Below are 17,520 nucleotides of genomic sequence, written 5' to 3'. Positions count from 1 at the left end.
TTATACACTCACCCCTTCTCCAGAAGCAGATAATTATGATGATAGCATCTGGTTTCTGGATGTCTATAAAGCAACAGACAATGGTGACAAATCTATTTTCAGAGAAAAAGGAAGGGTATCTGATTAGTAAAATAAAAAGAATAATTAGTCTACTGTAAAAGCCTGTAACAACAGGCTTTTACAAGATTAAATATTAATTTAAAATTGATTATCATTCCATATACTATATCCTGATGTGCCAGCGGTTTTATGGGTCCATTCTATAGTGTTATACCTGAGCATGATAACTTCATATGGTAGAGAATCACTATCATTTAACGAATGCGGATAAGTCGCTGATACCTCAACAATTCTGGCATCAGTAAGTTTTAATTCATAAAAAATCTCTAGTTGTCCAGCCAGGTTTGTCCGATAAAAGAAAAAATTAGCAGTAAGTGACTCATTTGATGTAACAGAAACACCAAGCAAAGGAGATGATTTATCTATTGGTTTAATCAACTGTATCGGGTGATGAGCTACATTTTCCTCTCGGGTTATCGTATGATTTAACCCCAATACCTGTATTTGATTTTCATGCCCTTTCTGATAACGATTACCAATAGAATCAAATGTTGAGCACCCCGAAGAAATTAGCCCCTGCTGATTACCTTCCAGAGTAAGATAAATAATATGTGACATTGATTACCATCCTTGTGAAAATAATATAATCGCACCACACTAATAGTGTTCATGAATAGTACATCAAAAAATATTCAAAAAATAAATTAAATTTGCAAATAAGTATATTATCTCTTGGATAGTTCCCTATGGGTATACTGCATTCATTAAATAACAGTGATTAATTATATCAAGTGAGATTATAACAGCTGGCATCGTCATAGGACTTGCTGTTGCCCTAACCCGGGACAATTTTAAAACCAGAGCCTCGATTAAGGATGCGCCTATTTTCGTGGGTAAAATCAAATTCACCGGCTAACGACGACAAGAAAAACTATGCTTTCTTTTTCAAAAACACGCCAAGCAGATATGTCATGGCAAAAGATAAAACGGACGATATCAGTACCTTGATAACCAATACTGAAAAATAGAAATCATCCATCGCTTCTTCGCCATCGCCGCTGATAGTCAGGTGGCTCACAACAAAATCCCTTAATGCCTGTTCAGGCAGGATAGATGCGAACAAGAAGAGCAAAATAAGAAAATAAATTATATTCTTCATAAATTTACGCAAAAATTCCAACATACCGGCAGTCGGTCGCGTTTCGAACAACGCAACGCCCTGGCCCTTCAGAGACAAGGCTCATAACGAGCCCTGTCATGTGGCAAGCCCCGGACGCTTTGAACCCACTCACAACACATCATCCTCCTCGCTCCACTGTTGTTCGGCGATCAGCCGATGGAAACGGTCAGGGTCGCGCTGACGGCGGGCAACGCGCTGCTCGTCGTCGTGCCAGCACTGTTGGATCTGTTGTAGCAGTTGGGCGATCGGCGTATCGGCCGGGACCCGCACCGCCCGCACGCCCACCTGCAGCAACTGGCGGAACACGGTGTCGCCAATCGCCACGCAATACAGCGTGACGCAATCCTCCAGCGCGTCGATACGGCAGGTGAGTTTGTCTTCCTGATGACCGTAACACACGTTGAAATCCACCACTTTCAGCAACGTGACCTGATCTTCCTTTACGCCGTAAACCACCAGCCGGGGCGTGGCGCCAAAGTGTTGATCGACATGGTGATAGTCAGAACTGGCGAACGCCACCTTCATGGACCACACGCCGGTACTGATGGCGCTGAGATGCCGGTTAACAGGCTGCATGATCCGCCTCCTGACGTCGCGGCGGCGCAAACTGCTGCTTGAGCGGCGAGTGGTACACCGGCTGGTGATGATGACGCGCCAGCATCAGGTTCGCCAGTTCAAACAGGGTATCGCGCATACCGGCGTAACCCTGACGCGGGCGGCGAAATTCGCCGATCTTATCGAAGACAGGAAATCCGGCGCGGATCAGCGGGATGCCAAACTGCTCCGCCAGATCGGCGGCATGGGAATTGGACACCAGCATATCGGCCGGGTTGTCGCACAGTTGATCCTGTAAATCTTCCAGATCGCCGATCAGCACCTGCTCCACCGGCAACGCCGCCAGGCTCGGCTGGTTAACCGGCGCCACCACCGGCCCCGGCGTTATCCCCTGGCTGAGCGCGAAGTCGCACCAGCCCGCCAGCAGATCGCCTTCCGCCGCCAGCGCCATGCGCTGCCCTTGCAGCCACATATGACAGTCGATCATCGCGTCCTGCAACTGGCCGCGCTGGCGATCGATCCACGCCGGGACGTCGCGTCCGGCCAGTTGTTGCAGATGCTGGATGAAGCAGTCCATGTTCTCCAGCGTCATCAGATGCGGCAGGCTGAGCGACTGGCCGCGGCTGCGCATCGCCAGCAGACTGGCAGCGCGGCTCAGCGATACGCCGATAGCGACGGTACTCAGGCTTTGCCCCATCTGCTCGATGCCGCGTAACGGCGTGCCGCCCTGCGTTACCGCCTGAAAATCGCCGTCGGCGAGGTGCCCGTCCAGCGACTGCGAGAGATCCGGCAGGATCACCGGTTGCAGCCCAAACGCGTCGACGTAACTGCGGATCAGTTCGACATCGCCAGGATTGAGCAGATGACTCAGCAGCAGATTGACGCGCCGGTTGCGCGTCCCCACCGGCGGTTTATCCGGCACCCACTGCTGGATCACGCTTTCCACCACCGCGCTGAAGCCATTCTCCAGCGATCCGTAAAAATCCGGCGTATTGACCGTCAGGATCGCCACCGACTTAAAACGCGGATAGTCGTCGCGGAATTGCCGCACCGCCCGCGCCATATCGCTGCCTTGCGCTTCGGACAATCCGGTACTGACCAGGATGATCGCTTTTGGCGTATTGCGCTGGCACAACGTGGCAAGCGCGGTGAAGATGTTGTCGTCCGCCCCCATGATGGTGGTGGTCGGGTCCATCGCGGTGGACTGCAACGGGATCGGCTCATGAAAATGCTGGATGAAAAACACCTTGGCGAAGGCGCTACAGCCCTGCGCGCCATGTACCAGCGGAATACTGTGCTCGATACCCTGCGCGGCCAGAATCGCCCCCAGCGGCTGCCCGCTTTTAATCGGGCTGGTCGCCAGCGGTTTTTTATTACGAATCACCTGTGCCATCGGTTGCTCCTTAGTGCCACGGGGCCCGTTGATGAGTTTGCCGCCAGATGGGGCTGTCCAGCGTCAGGCACAGTTGCTGCGCCAGCGTCACCAGCCCGCGATACCCGGCGAACGCGTGCTCGCGCTCCTGATTGATGTCCAGAAACGGCAGCCGCGCCTTGTACGCGGTATACATGTTGCGCCCGCCGGCGATCATCATGTCCGCGCCGTAGCGGTAGACCACATCCAGCAGCGTGCGGGCGTTGCCCTCTTCCAGCATCAGCGCATCGTCGCCCATCAGCTCGCGGATGCGCTGTTTGTCCTCTTCGGTGGATTTGCGGGTGCCGGTGGCGACCACCGTGATGCCCAGATCCTGCAACGCCGACACCACCGACCAGGACTTGACGCCGCCGGTATACAGCAACACCTTGCGTCCCTGTAAACGTTCGCGGTACGGTGCCAGCGCCTGCGCGGTAGCGGCCTCTTCGCGAGCGATCAGCGCGTCGGTGCGGGTCATCAGATCGGTATCGCCGGTCATCGCCGCCAGTTGCCGTAGCGCATCGGACATCGCCCGCACGCCGTAAAAGCTGCCTTCGAACCACGGAATGGCGTAGCGCTGCTCCAGTTGCCGGGCGACGTTGATCAGCGCCCGCGAACACACCAGCATATTCACCTTGGCCCGGTGCAACGTCTGGATTTCGGCGAAGCGGGCATCGCCGGACAGGCTGCCCAGCACCCGAATGCCCAGTTCATCCAGCAGCGGCAGCACATTCCAGAACTCGCCGGCGATATTGAATTCGCCAATCAGGCCGATATCGTGCCGGTGTTCCGGGGCGAATGGCGTGTCCTGCGGCCAGGGCGCCGGCTCCCGTTGGCCGATCACCTGTTTCACCATCACCTCGCCCGCCAGCCGGTTGCCGAAATTCTTGCTGCCGTAAAACCCGGCGGCATCGATGGCTACCACCGGCACGCCCACCGCTGTCGATGCGGCGCGGCACACCGCCTCGATGTCGTCGCCCTCCATCGCCGGCACACAGGTGTTGTAGATAAATACCGCCGCCGGGTGATAACGGCTGACGATATGCCGCACCGCGTGGAATAACCGCCGTTCGCCGCGCCCCATGATCACATCCTGCTCGTTAAGATCGGTGGTGAAGCCGAGCCGGTTGAGCGTCGGGCCGGAACTCTGGCTGCCGCGGTTATCCCAGGAACTGCCGGTGCAGCCAATCGGCCCGTGTACCAGATGGGCAACATCCGCCAGCGGCAGCAGCGTGATCTGCGCGCCGTCAAAGGCACAGCCGCCCGCGGTGGCGCCGGGTTTGGGTGCGCTGCACCCCGACTTTTGCTTGTGGTTGTGTTCACAAGCCGGCTCGTCGAACAATGCCAGAATCTCACTTCCCTTCATCTCAGCCTCGCCACGTTTGTTGATATCACCCGAGTACTGCAAAACGCAGGCCAGCGCTGATGTTTTGATTTATAAGGAAAAAGCGATGTGAGGTTTACGACAAAGCAGACAATTGGCGCAGATGAGCGGTAACGCAGGGCGCAAACATGGCGGGACGACAAACGCCCGATGCAGGGCAACGAGCGTCAAACGCCGCAAGCAAACATACCAACCAACGCGCGGTATGCTTGCCGGGCATTAAAATACCCTATCCTCCAATGGGTTGCCTTTCTCCAGCCGTTTGGCGAGCCACGGCGGCAGCGTGCTGGCCAGCAGGGTTTGCAGCGCGTCGCGCTGGGATTGAATCAGGATGCCGGGCACCACCTTTACCGGGTGGATGTTATGGCGAATGATGCGTGCCGCCGCTGGGCCGCCAATCGCCTCGCAGAACAACAGGTGACAGTCGTTCAGCAGCGCCGCACGTACCTCATTACCTTCCTGCTCGCCCCCGGCGGGCTGATAGCGGCGCAGGTCATGCAGCCAGGAACCGTCCTGATCGAACGCATAGATAAAAAACAGCCGACACTGACCGAAGTGGCCGTTAATGGTCAGCCCGTCCTGCGACGCGAACGCCGCCAGCAGTTGCGGCTGGCGGCGGGCAGACGCCGCAACCGCCAGGTGCGCCGGCAGCACGCCGCGCAGGCAATCCATCACCGTGCGCCAGCGTGCCGGAGTCATGGCGTCGGCATCGACCGGGAAGCGCGCCGCCAGTTCCGCCTGCGTCAGCGACGCCAGTCGGTCGGCATCCAGCGCCGTCTCATCGCCATCGCCAAGCCAGCCTAACAGCTGGGGCGGCGGCAGTTCCGGCAGGCACTGGATCAGCGCGAACAGACGCCAGAACAACACATCATCAGCAGACATGCTCCTTTCTCCTTATCCAAGCTCGGCGCGGCTGGCGCGCAAGCTGACCGGGAACACGGGTTTCGTGTCCTGAGGATTAACGTAATAGGCTTTACCGCCTTCCAGCTCGATGCGTCCGCCCCAATAATCGTGCCTTTCAAACTCCATGCCCGTTACTTTGGCTTCCAGGTCCAGCTTGGCGATGTAGCAATACAGTTGCGCGTTGCGCTCACGAAAAATCACCACCGGCATCGGTTTCTCCTTCGAGGAACAGGACCGCCCGGACAACGCCGGGCGCCTGATTGTGGCAAAAGGCCGCGCGACCTCCCCGCCGCGGGGAGACGCCGCCACATCAACGGATCAGATCGAAGTTGTAGTCGGTCTGGCCGAGCTTCATGGTGTCGTGATCCAGTTTCTCCAGCACCGCATTCACCAGCGTGGTCAGGATTGACATCGCGCCTTCGTAACCCCAGGTGGTCTGCCGGTGCAGGTGGTGGCGATCGAACAGCGGGAAGCCGAGCCGGATCAGCGGCACTTCAAACTGCTCGCCCTTCGCCAGCGTGTCGCGCTGGATGAACTTGCCGTAGGAGTTGCCGATCATGAAATCCGGTTTGTTGGTGAACATCAGCGAGCGGAAGTGCCACAGATCGCAGTTGATGTACACCTCGCTGTCCTGGCCGTAGGGCGACGCTTCCAGTAATTTCTTCATCGCCTTTTGCCAGCGCTTGCTGCCGTTGTGGCACAGGATCACCGTCGGTTCACAGCCCAGTTCCAGCAGAAACTGGGTTAGCCCCATCACAAAATCCGGATCGCCGTACAGGCCGAAGCGTTTGCCGTGCAACCAGGTGTGGGAGTCGAGCATCATATCTACCAGTCGGCCGCGCTCCAGCGTCAGCGCCTCGCCAATCGGTTTGCCGGTCAGTTCGCTGACGGTCATCAGCAGCTTGTCGGTGGCCGCCAGACCGATCGGCACCGGCACCTCGGTGGCGGGCTGGCTCCATTCCTCCTGCACCATCTTTTTGGTCTTCACCAGATGCCACGGCTGCAACAACAGCGTATCAATGGCGTTCGGCGCTTCGCGCATCTCCTGCTGGCTGGTGCCGCCGGCGTACATACGGTAGTGGCCGTCGGCCGGGGTATCCAGCACCTCGGACGGGTCCGACAGCAGGCTTGCCGGCACACCCATCTGCGCCATCATCCGTTTGATCACCCGGTAGTTGCCGAGGTAGGTTTCAAACCCGGTAACCAGATTCAGCCGCGGCTGGCTGCCGGGTTGGTAGTTTTTCCCTTCGCCGGTGGTAAAGGTGCGGGCAAACCCTTCGAACATGTTGTCCCAGCCGGTGATGTGGCTGCCGATAAAACTCGGGGTATGGGCGTAAGGGATAGGCATGTCTGCCGCGACAAACCCGTCTTTCTTGGCGTTGGCGATGAAAGCCTGCAAGTCATCGCCGATCACCTCCGCCATGCAGGTGGTGGATACGGCGATCACCTCCGGCTGGTAGAGCGCGCTGGCGTTTTGCAAGCCGCTGTTCATATTGTTATTGCCGCCGAATACCGCGGCATCTTCGGTCATCGAGTCGGAAACGCAGGCGATCGGCTCTTTGAAGTGACGATTAAAATAGGTGCGGAAATAGGCGACGCACCCTTGTGAACCGTGTACGTAAGGCAGGGTATTGGCAAACCCGAGCGCGCACAGCACCGCGCCCAGCGGCTGGCAGGCTTTCGCCGGGTCGATGGTCAGCGCTTCGCGTTTGAAATTCAGCGCTTTGTACTCTTCGGTGGTAGTCCACTCGAACACGTCGCGTACGCGCTGTTCGTCGTGGGCTTCTTCCATACCGCGCTTGTTGCGAAACAACGTCTGGTACTCTTCCTGCTCGAACAACGGGTAGCAGGAATGGGTTTTTTCGGCAGTTTGACTCATGGTGTTCTCCTCCCGCGTCACTAATCGGTGAACTGACGGGATATCAGGCTGGTTTTATTAACAATCATCGCTAAACAATCGTCACTAAACAGTCATCGCTACATCACCCTCATCAGGCGGACTTCAGCCACGGGGCGGTTAATTCGCTCCAACTGGGGTTATTGAGCGTCATGTCCATGTCGCGGGCGAAGATGGCGAAGCCGTCATAGCCGTGGTACGGACCGGAGTAGTCCCAGGAGTGCATCTGGCGGAACGGCACCCCCATTTTCTGAAAGATGTACTTTTCCTTGATGCCGGAGCCGATCAGGTCCGGTTTCAGCGCCTTGACGAAAGCTTCCAACTCGTAACTGCTGGCATCGTCAAACAGCAGCGTGCCTTCCTTCAGCTCCGGCAACGTGCGGTCATAATCGTCGTTGTGACCAAATTCATAACCGGTGCCGATGATCTCCATACCGAGGTCTTCATACGCGCCGATGATGTGGCGCGGCCGCAGCCCGCCGAGGTACAGCATTACCTTGCGCCCTTCCAGCCGCGGCCGGTATTTGGCGATCACCGCGTCGGTCTGGGCCTGATAACGGGCGATCACCGCTTCGGCGTTTTGCTGGATGCCGTCATCGAACTGCGCAGCGATTTTGCGCAGCGACTCGGCTATCTTGGTCGGCCCAAAGAAGTTGTACTCCATCCACGGAATGCCGTGTTTTTCCTCCATGTGACGCGAGATGTAGTTCATCGACCGGTAGCAATGCACCAGATTCAGCTTCACGTTCGGGGTGTTTTCCATCTCCACCAACGTACCGTCGCCGGACCACTGCGCCACCACCCGCAGCCCCATCTCCTCCAGCAGGATGCGCGAAGCCCAGGCGTCGCCGCCGATGTTGTAGTCGCCGATAATCGCCACGTCGTACGGCGTGGATTCGAACGGTTTACCGTCGCGGTTATCCAGCACCCAGTCGCGGATCACGTCGTTGGCGATGTGGTGCCCGAGCGATTGCGACACGCCGCGAAACCCTTCGCAGCGTACCGGCACCACCGGTTTGCCGATGGCTTTGCGGCTGGCGTTGGCGACGGCTTCGATATCGTCGCCGATTAACCCCACCGGGCACTCCGACTGAATGGAAATCCCCTTGGTCAGCGGGAACAGTTGCTCCAGTTCCTCGATCAGTTTGGTGAGCTTTTTATCGCCGCCGAACACGATGTCTTTTTCCTGAAAATCGGAGGTGAAATTCAGGGTGCCGAAACTGTTCACCCCGCTGACGCCGGTGTAATAGTTGCGGCGTCCGGCGCGGGAATACTGCCCGCAGCCGATCGGCCCGTGAGAAATATGGGCCATGTCCTTAATCGGGCCGAACACCACGCCTTTGGAGCCGGCATAGGCACAGCCGCGCACGGTCATCACCCCCGGCTGGGATTTGCGGTTGGACACGATGCATTTGCCCACGCTTTCCATCGCCGGGTCGGTCACCATCATGTGTTTTTTGCGATCTTTGCGCGCATTTTCAGGGAAAACCTCCAGCACTTCCTGGATGATCGCCTGATTACGTTCACTGGTTGCGTTTGTCATTCCGTCTTTCCTTCATGCTTCGCCAGGCGCCCGTCTCACGGCCGCCGGCGCGGGGGTCATCAGGCGGCATTCTCTTCGGCGGCGGTCTTGCCGATGATGCTGGTGTCTTCTTCTTCCATGATGCCGAACTCCATCAGCAATGCTTCCAGTTCGTCCATCGTTACCGGCGTGGGCACCACCATTTTGGTGTTGTTGACTATTTTGCCCGCCAGCGTGCGGTACTCATCGGCCTGATGGCATTTAGGGTCGTATTCGATCACCGTCATACGGCGAATTTCGGCGCGCTGCACGATGTTGTCGCGCGGCACGAAGTGAATCATCTGGGTGCCGAGTTTTTCCGCCAGCGCGATGATCAACTCATCTTCCCGATCGGTCTGACGGGAATTGCAGATCAACCCGCCGAGGCGCACCTTGCCGGATTTGGCGTACTTCACGATGCCTTTGGAAATGTTGTTGGCGGCGTACATCGCCATCATCTCGCCGGAGCAAACGATGTAGATTTCCTGCGCCTTGTTTTCACGGATAGGCATGGCGAAGCCGCCGCACACCACGTCGCCCAGCACGTCGTAGAACACGAAATCGATGTCCTCTTCATACGCGCCCTCTTCTTCGAGGAAGTTGATGGCGGTGATGACGCCGCGACCGGCGCAGCCGACGCCCGGCTCCGGACCGCCGGATTCAGCACAGCGCACGCCGCCGTAGCCGATTTGCAGCACGTCCTCCAGTTCCAGGTCTTCCACCGAGCCGACTTCCGCCGCCATCTCCATAATGGTGTTCTGCGCCTTGGCGTGCAGGATCAGACGGGTGGAATCCGCCTTCGGGTCGCAGCCGACGATCATCACTTTCTTGCCCATCTCCGCCAGCGCGGCGACCAGATTCTGGGTGGTGGTGGATTTACCGATACCGCCCTTGCCATAGATGGCGCATTGACGCATTGCCATGATTGCTTCTCCTGTTCGGGTTGAATGCTTGTTGCACACAGCTCAAGGAGTGCAGGGAACGTACCAGCCGTGCCAGTTCAATCAATGCATTGATTTATATTGTTTTTTAAAAATCGTCGATTGCCGTTCCGGCACAGGGACAAGACAATCGGCAGACCAATTGTTGGAAAAGGGACAATACGGCAGGATGGGTATGATGGTTCGCCGTCAGACGCTATCGTCAGGTTGCCCGCCCCGCTGACCCCGACACTTTGTTAGCAGGCCGACAGGATGTCGCAGTCCGTGTCTTGTTCCGCCCAATCACACCGGCGCAATGCCGCCTCAGCCGCCACGGCGGCTATCGCAACCCGTTCAATCTTCGGGCTTTCCTGTATCCGGCGCTAACTGGCATACGCCGTGCTAGGTCAGTTCATGACGGCGCGCCGACCGGCTACGCATGGCTGGCGGCCTTCACCACCACAGAGAGGAACCCGTACATGGCAAGAAAGATGAAAACAATGGATGGCAACGCGGCGGCAGCGTATATCTCGTACGCTTTTACCGAGGTGGCGGCCATCTATCCCATCACCCCTTCCACGCCGATGGCTGAAAACGTGGATGAATGGGCGGCGCAGGGTAAAAAGAACCTGTTCGGCCAGCCGGTCAGAATGGTGGAAATGCAGTCGGAAGCGGGAGCGGCGGCAGCGGTGCACGGTTCGCTACAGGCCGGCGCCCTCACCACCACCTATACCGCGTCGCAGGGATTGCTGCTGATGATCCCCAACCTCTACAAAATCGCCGGGGAGCTCTTGCCGGCGGTGTTTCATGTCAGCGCCCGCGCGCTGGCCACCAGCTCGCTGAATATCTTCGGCGACCATCAGGACGTGATGGCGGTGCGGCAAACCGGCTGCGCCATGCTGGCGGAGAGCAGCGTGCAACAGGTGATGGACCTGTCCGCCGTGGCGCATCTGGCGGCCATTAAAGGCCGGGTGCCGTTCATCAACTTTTTCGACGGTTTTCGCACCTCCCACGAGATCCAGAAGATCGAACTGCTGGAATACGACGAACTGGCCACGCTGCTGGACCGGCAGGCGGTGGACCGTTTTCGCCGCCACGCCCTGCATCCCGACCACCCGGTGGCGCGCGGCACCGCGCAAAACCCGGATATCTACTTTCAGGAGCGGGAATCGGTTAACCGTTTCTATCAGGCGCTGCCGGAACTGGTGGAAGAGACGATGGCGCACATCAGCCGACTCACCGGCCGCGAATACCATCTGTTTAACTATTACGGCACGCCGGATGCCGAGCGCCTGATTATCGCGATGGGCTCGGTATGCGAAACCATCGCGGAAACCGTCGATTACCTCAACCAGCGCGGAGAAAAGGTCGGGCTACTGACCGTGCACCTGTACCGCCCGTTCTCGCTGACACATTTTTTCGCCGCCATTCCGCCCACGGTGCAGCGCATCGCCGTGCTGGACCGCACCAAGGAGCCGGGCGCGCAGGCTGAACCGCTGTATCTGGATGTCAAAAACGCCTTCTATAACCATGACGCCCGGCCGTTGATCGTCGGCGGCCGTTATGCGTTGGGTGGCAAGGACATCGCGCCGGTGCATATCGCCGCGGTGTTCGCTAACCTGCTGCATCCGATGCCGCAAGACGGCTTTACCGTCGGCATCGTGGACGACATTACCCACAGCTCGCTGCCGTTGCCGCTCGACGATATCGACACCGCGCCAGAAGGCACCACCGCCTGCAAGTTCTGGGGATTGGGCTCCGATGGCACGGTGGGCGCCAACAAAAGCGCCATTAAGATCATCGGCGACCAGACGCCGATGTACGCGCAAGCCTATTTCTCCTACGACTCGAAAAAATCCGGCGGCATTACCGTCTCGCACCTGCGTTTCGGCACCCGGCCGATTACCTCGCCATACCTGATTCGCAATGCCGATTTTATTGCCTGCTCGCAGCAATCCTACGTGGAAAAGTACGATTTGCTGGCAGGGCTGAAACCCGGCGGCACGTTTCTGTTGAACTGCACCTGGAGTCCGGCGGCGCTGGAAGAGGCGCTGCCGGTGGCGATGAAACGCTATCTGGCGCACAACCAGATCCGCTTCTACGTAGTCAACGCGGTGGATATCGCCCAACAGCTCGGGCTTGGCGGGCGCTTCAATATGATCATGCAAGCGGCGTTCTTCAAGCTGACCGGGATCATTCCCGTCGAGAACGCCGCCGACTACCTGAAAAGCGCCGTCGCCCTGTCCTACGGTAAGAAAGGCCAGAGCGTGGTGACGATGAATCAGGCCGCCATCGATCAGGGCATGTTAGCGCCGGTTCAGGTCACGATCCCGGCGCACTGGGCCGACCTGCCGGAACCGGCCGCCGCCGCCGCCGCGCTGCCCGACTTTATCCGCCGCATTCTGACGCCGATGAACCGGCAGGAAGGCGATAGCTTACCGGTCAGCGCCTTTGCCGGTATGGAAGACGGCACCTTTCCGCTCGGCACCGCGGCGTTTGAAAAACGCGGCATCGCCATCAGCGTGCCCGCCTGGCAACCGGAAGGCTGCACCCAATGCAACCAGTGCGCGTTCATCTGCCCGCACGCCGCCATCCGTCCGGCGTTGTTGACCGACGAGGAGCGCGCGCAGGCACCTGATGCTCTGCTCAGCAAACCGGCCACCGGTGCCAAAACCCTGCACTATCATCTGGCGGTATCGCCGCTGGATTGCTCCGGCTGCGGTAACTGTGTGGACATCTGCCCGTCGCGCGGTAAATCGCTGACCATGCAGCCGCTGACGTCGCAGCACCCCAAAATCGCGCTGTGGGAACAGGTGCTCGGCCTGCCGCCCAAGCCCAACCCGTTCAATAAAACCACCGTCAAGGGCAGCCAGTTCGAAACGCCGCTGCTGGAGTTCTCCGGCGCCTGCGCCGGGTGCGGCGAAACCCCGTACGCCCGGCTGGTAACTCAGTTGTTTGGCGACCGCATGTTGATCGCCAACGCCACCGGCTGCTCCTCCATCTGGGGTGCCAGCGCGCCGTCCATCCCCTATACCGCCAACCATCGCGGACACGGCCCCGCCTGGGCCAATTCGCTGTTTGAGGACAACGCCGAATTCGGGCTGGGGATGTTGCTTGGCGGCAACGCCATCCGCGAACAGCTGGCCGGCGACGCCGCTACGGCGCTGATGCAGCCGCTCAGCCCGGCACTGACCGACGCGCTCAATCTGTGGCTGGAATTGAAAGAGCGCGGCGACGGCACCCGCGAGCGGGCCGACCAGGTCATCGCCCTGCTTGAGCGTGAAAAAGGCGACGACCCGTTGCTCAATCGCCTCTATCAGAACCGGGATTACCTCGCCAAACGGTCGCAATGGATTTTCGGCGGCGACGGCTGGGCTTACGACATCGGCTTCGGCGGGCTGGACCACGTGTTGGCTTCCGGTGAGGACATTAACGTGCTGGTGTTCGACACCGAAGTGTATTCCAACACCGGCGGTCAGTCGTCCAAATCCACCCCGGCGGCAGCAATGGCGAAATTCGCCGCTGAAGGCAAGCGCACGCGCAAGAAAGACCTCGGCCTGATGGCGATGAGCTACGGCTACGTGTACGTGGCGCAGGTGGCGATGGGCGCGGACAAAGCGCAAACGCTGCGCGCCATCGCCGAAGCGGAAGCCCACCCCGGCCCGTCGCTGATCATCGCCTACGCCGCCTGCATCAACCACGGCCTGAAAGCCGGCATGGGGTGCAGCCAGCGGGAAACCCAAAAGGCGGTGGAGTCGGGATACTGGAATCTGTACCGCTTCAACCCGCAATTACAGGCGGCAGGCAAAAACCCGTTCACGCTGGACTCCGACGAACCGGAAGCCGACTTCCAGGACTTCCTGATGGGCGAAGTGCGCTACAGCGCGCTGCAACGCCAGTACCCGGAGCTGGCAAGCCAGCTTTTCGCCAAAACCGAGCAGGACGCCAGAGCACGCTTCGAGCACTATAAACGTCTGGCGAAAGGGTAACTGCGCCACAGCCGCCGGGAAAGCGCAGTAACCAGGAGCCGGTTAAACAGGGATGTTTTTCCCGGAGACGGGTGATAGTGTGCCTCCGGCGATTTTCCGCATCATGCCGCCATGCCTCTGCATAACCGAATGTTGGGCCGGTAGCAATACGGCGAGACAGAATGGAAAATCGACATGCGGTTTATGCCAAAGCAGACAAGAGTCGGAGACTCTCCGCACAGGGGAACGATCGTCCAATTGCGGAACACTGTCTGACCTACATCAACAACCCTTTGTTATAAAAGCATTAGTCTGTTAACCCTATCGGGCAGGTACGCCGCGTCTGATGAAAACACAGTCACTGCCTTACCGATATTGGTTTCATATCTGCAAGACAGCAGGCACCATAACGGCGGGCAGGGAAAATCTGGAGTTCAAAGGAGATAGGGGATGTTAGAAAAAATCAAAATAAAAAATGGGCTTTACTGTGTTATCGCTGTATTTGTGCTGCTATTGCTGGCTGTGTGTTCGTTCAGTCTGCATTCCTCGATACAAAGCAATCAGTCTATTCGCAAAGTGAATGGCATTGAGGGCGAGCAGCTCGTCCCCCTTTATTCCGCTTACTCGGAAATGCTGAACGCCAGGCTGGCCGGCATCAACGTGGCACTGGCCATTGAAGATAAAAAAGACGACGCCACGATTCAGGCGGGTCTGGAACGACTCGGCGGTTATATCGCTGCGGCCAACAACACGATGGCGGAACTGCGTCGCGTTCAGGCGCAGACGGCGCAAGGGCAGGCGCTGCGCAACGACATCGATGCGGTATTTAACGATTATATGAACAATGCCGTCGCGCCGATGCAGGCTTCACTGCGCGACCGAAACCTTGACCGCTTCTATACGACGCTGGTGCCGATTGCACTGGAAAAAGGCGCGGTTTTCCGCGAGAAGCTGGCGCGGTTCGTGACCTTAGCCGAAGGTATCGGGAATGAAGAGATCGCGCAGGCGGATAACTTCTATCAACATACCCTCACTATCCTGATCGCTACGCTTATCGTGGTGATTCTGCTCAGCCTGTTCACCCTGAGGTTCGTCCGCACCGTGGTACTGAGCCCGATGCAAAAAGTCAGAACCTATTTCGGCATGATGGAGCAAGGCGTCCTGACGCTGGATATTCCCCCCCAGCACAATACCGAGATGGGAGCGTTGATGCTGTCGCTCAAAGATATGCAGCAGGCATTCCGCAAAATCGTACTGGATGTGCGAGAGTCGGCCAGCTCCGTCGCCGCGGGTGCCGAGCAGATTTCCGCCGCCAACCGGGATTTCGCCGCCCGTACCGAAGCGCAAGCGTCCTCCGTCGAGCAAACGGCCGCCAGCATGGAGCAAATCACTGCGTCCGTGCAGGAAAACACCGCCAACACCAGTAAAGCCATGACGCTAACCAGCTCGGTGGCGACGCTGGCGGAAAAAAACTCCAGCAACTTTAGCCAGATGATCGAACGGATCCAGCATATCGCCGACAGCTCCAACAAGATCAACGATATTATCAGCATCATGGATGGCATCGCCTTCCAGACCAACATTCTGGCGCTGAATGCCGCGGTGGAAGCCGCTCGCGCCGGTGAGGCCGGTAAAGGCTTTGCCGTTGTCGCCGCCGAAGTGCGCAGCCTGGCGCAGCGTAGCGCCGGCTCGGCAAGAGAAATCAAAGAGTTGATCGAAAAAACCGCCGATGAAATCGCTCATGGCGAAAAAGTGGCGTCGCTCTCCACGCAGGATATGGCACAACTGATGGATGAGATTAAACGCGTGAATGAATTTATGGCGGATATCTCGATGGCGTCATCAGAACAAGCTAAAGGCATCGAGCAGGTTAATACGGCGATCACGCTGCTGGAACAATCGTCTCAGCAAAATGCGGCGTTGGTCGAAGAGTCCGCCTCCGCCAGCGCCTCATTGCATGAACAGGCAAGAAATCTGGACGACACCATGACCTTTTTCAACCTGAACGACAATCCCCCGGTGACCATCGCCGCGCTGCGTTGAGGTTTTCAGGCTGGAACCCCCCGTTACGCTGTTCATCCTGCCATTACCCGCACGCAGGATGAACACTCGCGGCTTCTCTGGTGCCTGCGCCACAGGCACCAGAAATAGCCTCAGAGCATCAGAATGATTGCAATGCGCTTATCTTACCTTGTTGCCAGTTCGCTTCCGACTGACGTAACGCCTGGCTGATATCCGCCAGACGGTCGGACGGCAGCGTTTTCGGCAATAAATCCAACCCGACGGTCGAGAGGATTTGGCCGTAGCTATTACGCAATTCCGCGTAAGCCAGATCCTGACGCAGATTGGCGTTCAGGGCATTCAGTTCCCCCTGAATCAGTTGCAATTCACCAATGCTGTTCGCCTGATAACGGTTTCTCAGTTGCTCGGCAATCTGGCCGTCAAGGTCGCGCAGCTCGGCACTGGTTTTATACTGACGCAGCGCCTCGTTGAAATTGGCCCGGGCGATATACAGCTGTGCCATGATCGCCAGCGACATCGCCTGACGTTGTACTTCCGATACGCTTTCATTCACTTGCGCGGTTTTATACGCCGTCGGCCCTGACAACAGGTTGAACAGGTTCCAGGTCACTTTGACGCCGACATCCGCCCAACTTTGATTCGCCATGAAGGAGTTGCTGTCGTAATGGCCGCCTGCGCTCACCTCCAGCCCCGGCAACATACGCAGCAATGACTTGCGGGTTTCCGCAGCGTGGATGCGTACCTGATAATCCTGTTCCTTCAGTTCCGGACGGCTGAGCAATGCCGTTTGCTCCAGCGTACCGAAATCGACGTTTAGCTGCGGCACCGCCATCTCGCGGCTGTCCGGCAGGGCCAGCGTATAGGGGGTATCCAACGGCAGGTTCATCAAGGTCGCCAGTTCGGTCTTCGCCAGCGATAGCGCCCGGCGCTGCTCTTCCAACTGGCGCACCGCATCAATCAACGCGCGGCGATAACTCAGCGCTTCGACTGGATCGCCCACCTGCTGTTTACTCATGTGTTCGCTGGCTTCACGCGCCTGATTCACCCGGTCAATCAGGCTATCAATCCGCCCCAGCAGACGCTCCGCCGCCACCGCCCGCCAGTACGCCGAGCGCACATCCTGAATGATGGTGTGGACGACCTTGCGCTTGCGTTCATCGGCTATCCAGCGCTGGTCGGCTTTTTGCTTAGCGCTGACATAGCTGACGCCGAAATCCAGCACGTTCCAGACCATCGTCAGGTCGGCAACGTCACGGTTTTGATCCAGCGAGGTAGAGGGCTCCAGTGATTGTCTGCCGGTTTGAATACTGCGGCTGCTGGACGCGCTGGTGTTGCTGCGCCCGACATAGCCTGCCGACATCGCCATCTGGGGCAGCATGTCATAGCGCGCCAGCTCCAGTTGCTGTTGCGACAACGCCTGCTCCATCACTTTAAGCCGGGCTTCCAGGTTGTATTTGAGTGCTCGCGCCATCGCATCGTACAGCGTAATCGGCGCCGTCACCGGCTCCTGCTGGCTGAACATGGCGACTTTATCTTGCTGAAGACGCTGCTCGCTTTGCTGTTTCGATATTGGCTGGCTGGTAACGGCACAACCACTCATTGCCACCACAATCAGGCTGAGACTGAACAGTTTCCGACCCTTTAACACGATTCCACTCC

The 17,520-nt window shown here is 58.1% G+C and carries 13 protein-coding genes; 2 read left to right on the top strand and 11 right to left on the bottom strand.

Annotation, left to right across the window (positions count from 1 at the left end; translation table 11 throughout):
* Window positions 1–198: 198 nt before the first annotated feature.
* From DCH402_RS20970 to nifH, 10 genes are all read right to left on the bottom strand, one after another.
* Window positions 199–678 carry an Hcp family type VI secretion system effector gene (locus tag DCH402_RS20970; protein WP_071604657.1) on the bottom strand — a complete coding sequence of 160 codons (480 nt, stop codon included), beginning with the start codon at window positions 676–678 and terminating at the stop codon, window positions 199–201.
* Window positions 679–991: 313 nt separating this feature from the next.
* Window positions 992–1,297 carry a hypothetical protein gene (locus DCH402_RS22715; protein ID WP_039999419.1) on the bottom strand — a complete coding sequence of 102 codons (306 nt, stop codon included), beginning with the start codon at window positions 1,295–1,297 and terminating at the stop codon, window positions 992–994.
* A gap of 51 nt (window positions 1,298–1,348) precedes the next feature.
* Window positions 1,349–1,816 carry a NifB/NifX family molybdenum-iron cluster-binding protein gene (locus DCH402_RS02250; RefSeq protein WP_039999416.1) on the bottom strand — a complete coding sequence of 156 codons (468 nt, stop codon included), beginning with the start codon at window positions 1,814–1,816 and terminating at the stop codon, window positions 1,349–1,351.
* Entirely contained in the window at window positions 1,803–3,188 is a 1,386-nt protein-coding gene (gene nifN, locus DCH402_RS02245) for a nitrogenase iron-molybdenum cofactor biosynthesis protein NifN (RefSeq protein ID WP_039999413.1), read from the bottom strand. Before nifN ends, DCH402_RS02250 begins: the two co-directional genes overlap by 14 nt.
* A 10-nt stretch (window positions 3,189–3,198) precedes the next feature.
* Complete coding sequence (gene nifE / locus DCH402_RS02240; RefSeq protein ID WP_039999412.1) at window positions 3,199–4,572, bottom strand: nitrogenase iron-molybdenum cofactor biosynthesis protein NifE; 1,374 nt, start codon at window positions 4,570–4,572, stop codon at window positions 3,199–3,201.
* A 237-nt stretch (window positions 4,573–4,809) separates the two neighbouring features.
* Window positions 4,810–5,472 carry a NifB/NifX family molybdenum-iron cluster-binding protein gene (locus DCH402_RS02235; protein WP_039999411.1) on the bottom strand — a complete coding sequence of 221 codons (663 nt, stop codon included), beginning with the start codon at window positions 5,470–5,472 and terminating at the stop codon, window positions 4,810–4,812.
* A gap of 12 nt (window positions 5,473–5,484) precedes the next feature.
* Window positions 5,485–5,703, bottom strand: coding sequence for a putative nitrogen fixation protein NifT (gene nifT, locus DCH402_RS02230; RefSeq protein ID WP_039999409.1), 219 nt, complete (start codon window positions 5,701–5,703; stop codon window positions 5,485–5,487).
* A gap of 100 nt (window positions 5,704–5,803) precedes the next feature.
* Window positions 5,804–7,372 (bottom strand): nitrogenase molybdenum-iron protein subunit beta, encoded by a 1,569-nt coding sequence (nifK, locus tag DCH402_RS02225; RefSeq protein WP_039999407.1) that lies wholly within the window; start codon window positions 7,370–7,372, stop codon window positions 5,804–5,806.
* 112 nt (window positions 7,373–7,484) lie between these two features.
* The gene (gene nifD / locus DCH402_RS02220; RefSeq protein ID WP_039999405.1) at window positions 7,485–8,933 is read right to left on the bottom strand and encodes a nitrogenase molybdenum-iron protein alpha chain; all 1,449 of its coding nucleotides are present in this window, start codon (window positions 8,931–8,933) and stop codon (window positions 7,485–7,487) included.
* Between the two features lie 59 nt (window positions 8,934–8,992).
* Window positions 8,993–9,874, bottom strand: coding sequence for a nitrogenase iron protein (gene nifH, locus DCH402_RS02215; protein ID WP_039999404.1), 882 nt, complete (start codon window positions 9,872–9,874; stop codon window positions 8,993–8,995).
* A gap of 476 nt (window positions 9,875–10,350) precedes the next feature.
* Between nifH and nifJ the strand changes: the two genes are divergently transcribed.
* Both nifJ and DCH402_RS02205 read left to right on the top strand, forming a co-directional pair.
* Entirely contained in the window at window positions 10,351–13,860 is a 3,510-nt protein-coding gene (gene nifJ, locus DCH402_RS02210; protein WP_039999402.1) for a pyruvate:ferredoxin (flavodoxin) oxidoreductase, read from the top strand.
* A gap of 429 nt (window positions 13,861–14,289) precedes the next feature.
* Window positions 14,290–15,882 (top strand): methyl-accepting chemotaxis protein, encoded by a 1,593-nt coding sequence (locus DCH402_RS02205; RefSeq protein WP_039999400.1) that lies wholly within the window; start codon window positions 14,290–14,292, stop codon window positions 15,880–15,882.
* A gap of 118 nt (window positions 15,883–16,000) precedes the next feature.
* On the opposite strand, the gene DCH402_RS02200 is transcribed toward DCH402_RS02205, so the two are convergent.
* On the bottom strand, window positions 16,001–17,509 hold the full coding sequence (locus DCH402_RS02200; RefSeq protein WP_039999399.1) for a TolC family protein: 1,509 nt from the start codon (window positions 17,507–17,509) through the stop codon (window positions 16,001–16,003).
* Window positions 17,510–17,520 lie beyond the last annotated feature (11 nt).

Source organism: Dickeya chrysanthemi NCPPB 402, assembly GCF_000406105.1.
GTDB lineage: Bacteria > Pseudomonadota > Gammaproteobacteria > Enterobacterales > Enterobacteriaceae > Dickeya > Dickeya chrysanthemi.
Note: the sequence above shows the minus strand (reverse complement) of the source record. Positions and strands in the feature narration are given on the sequence as shown.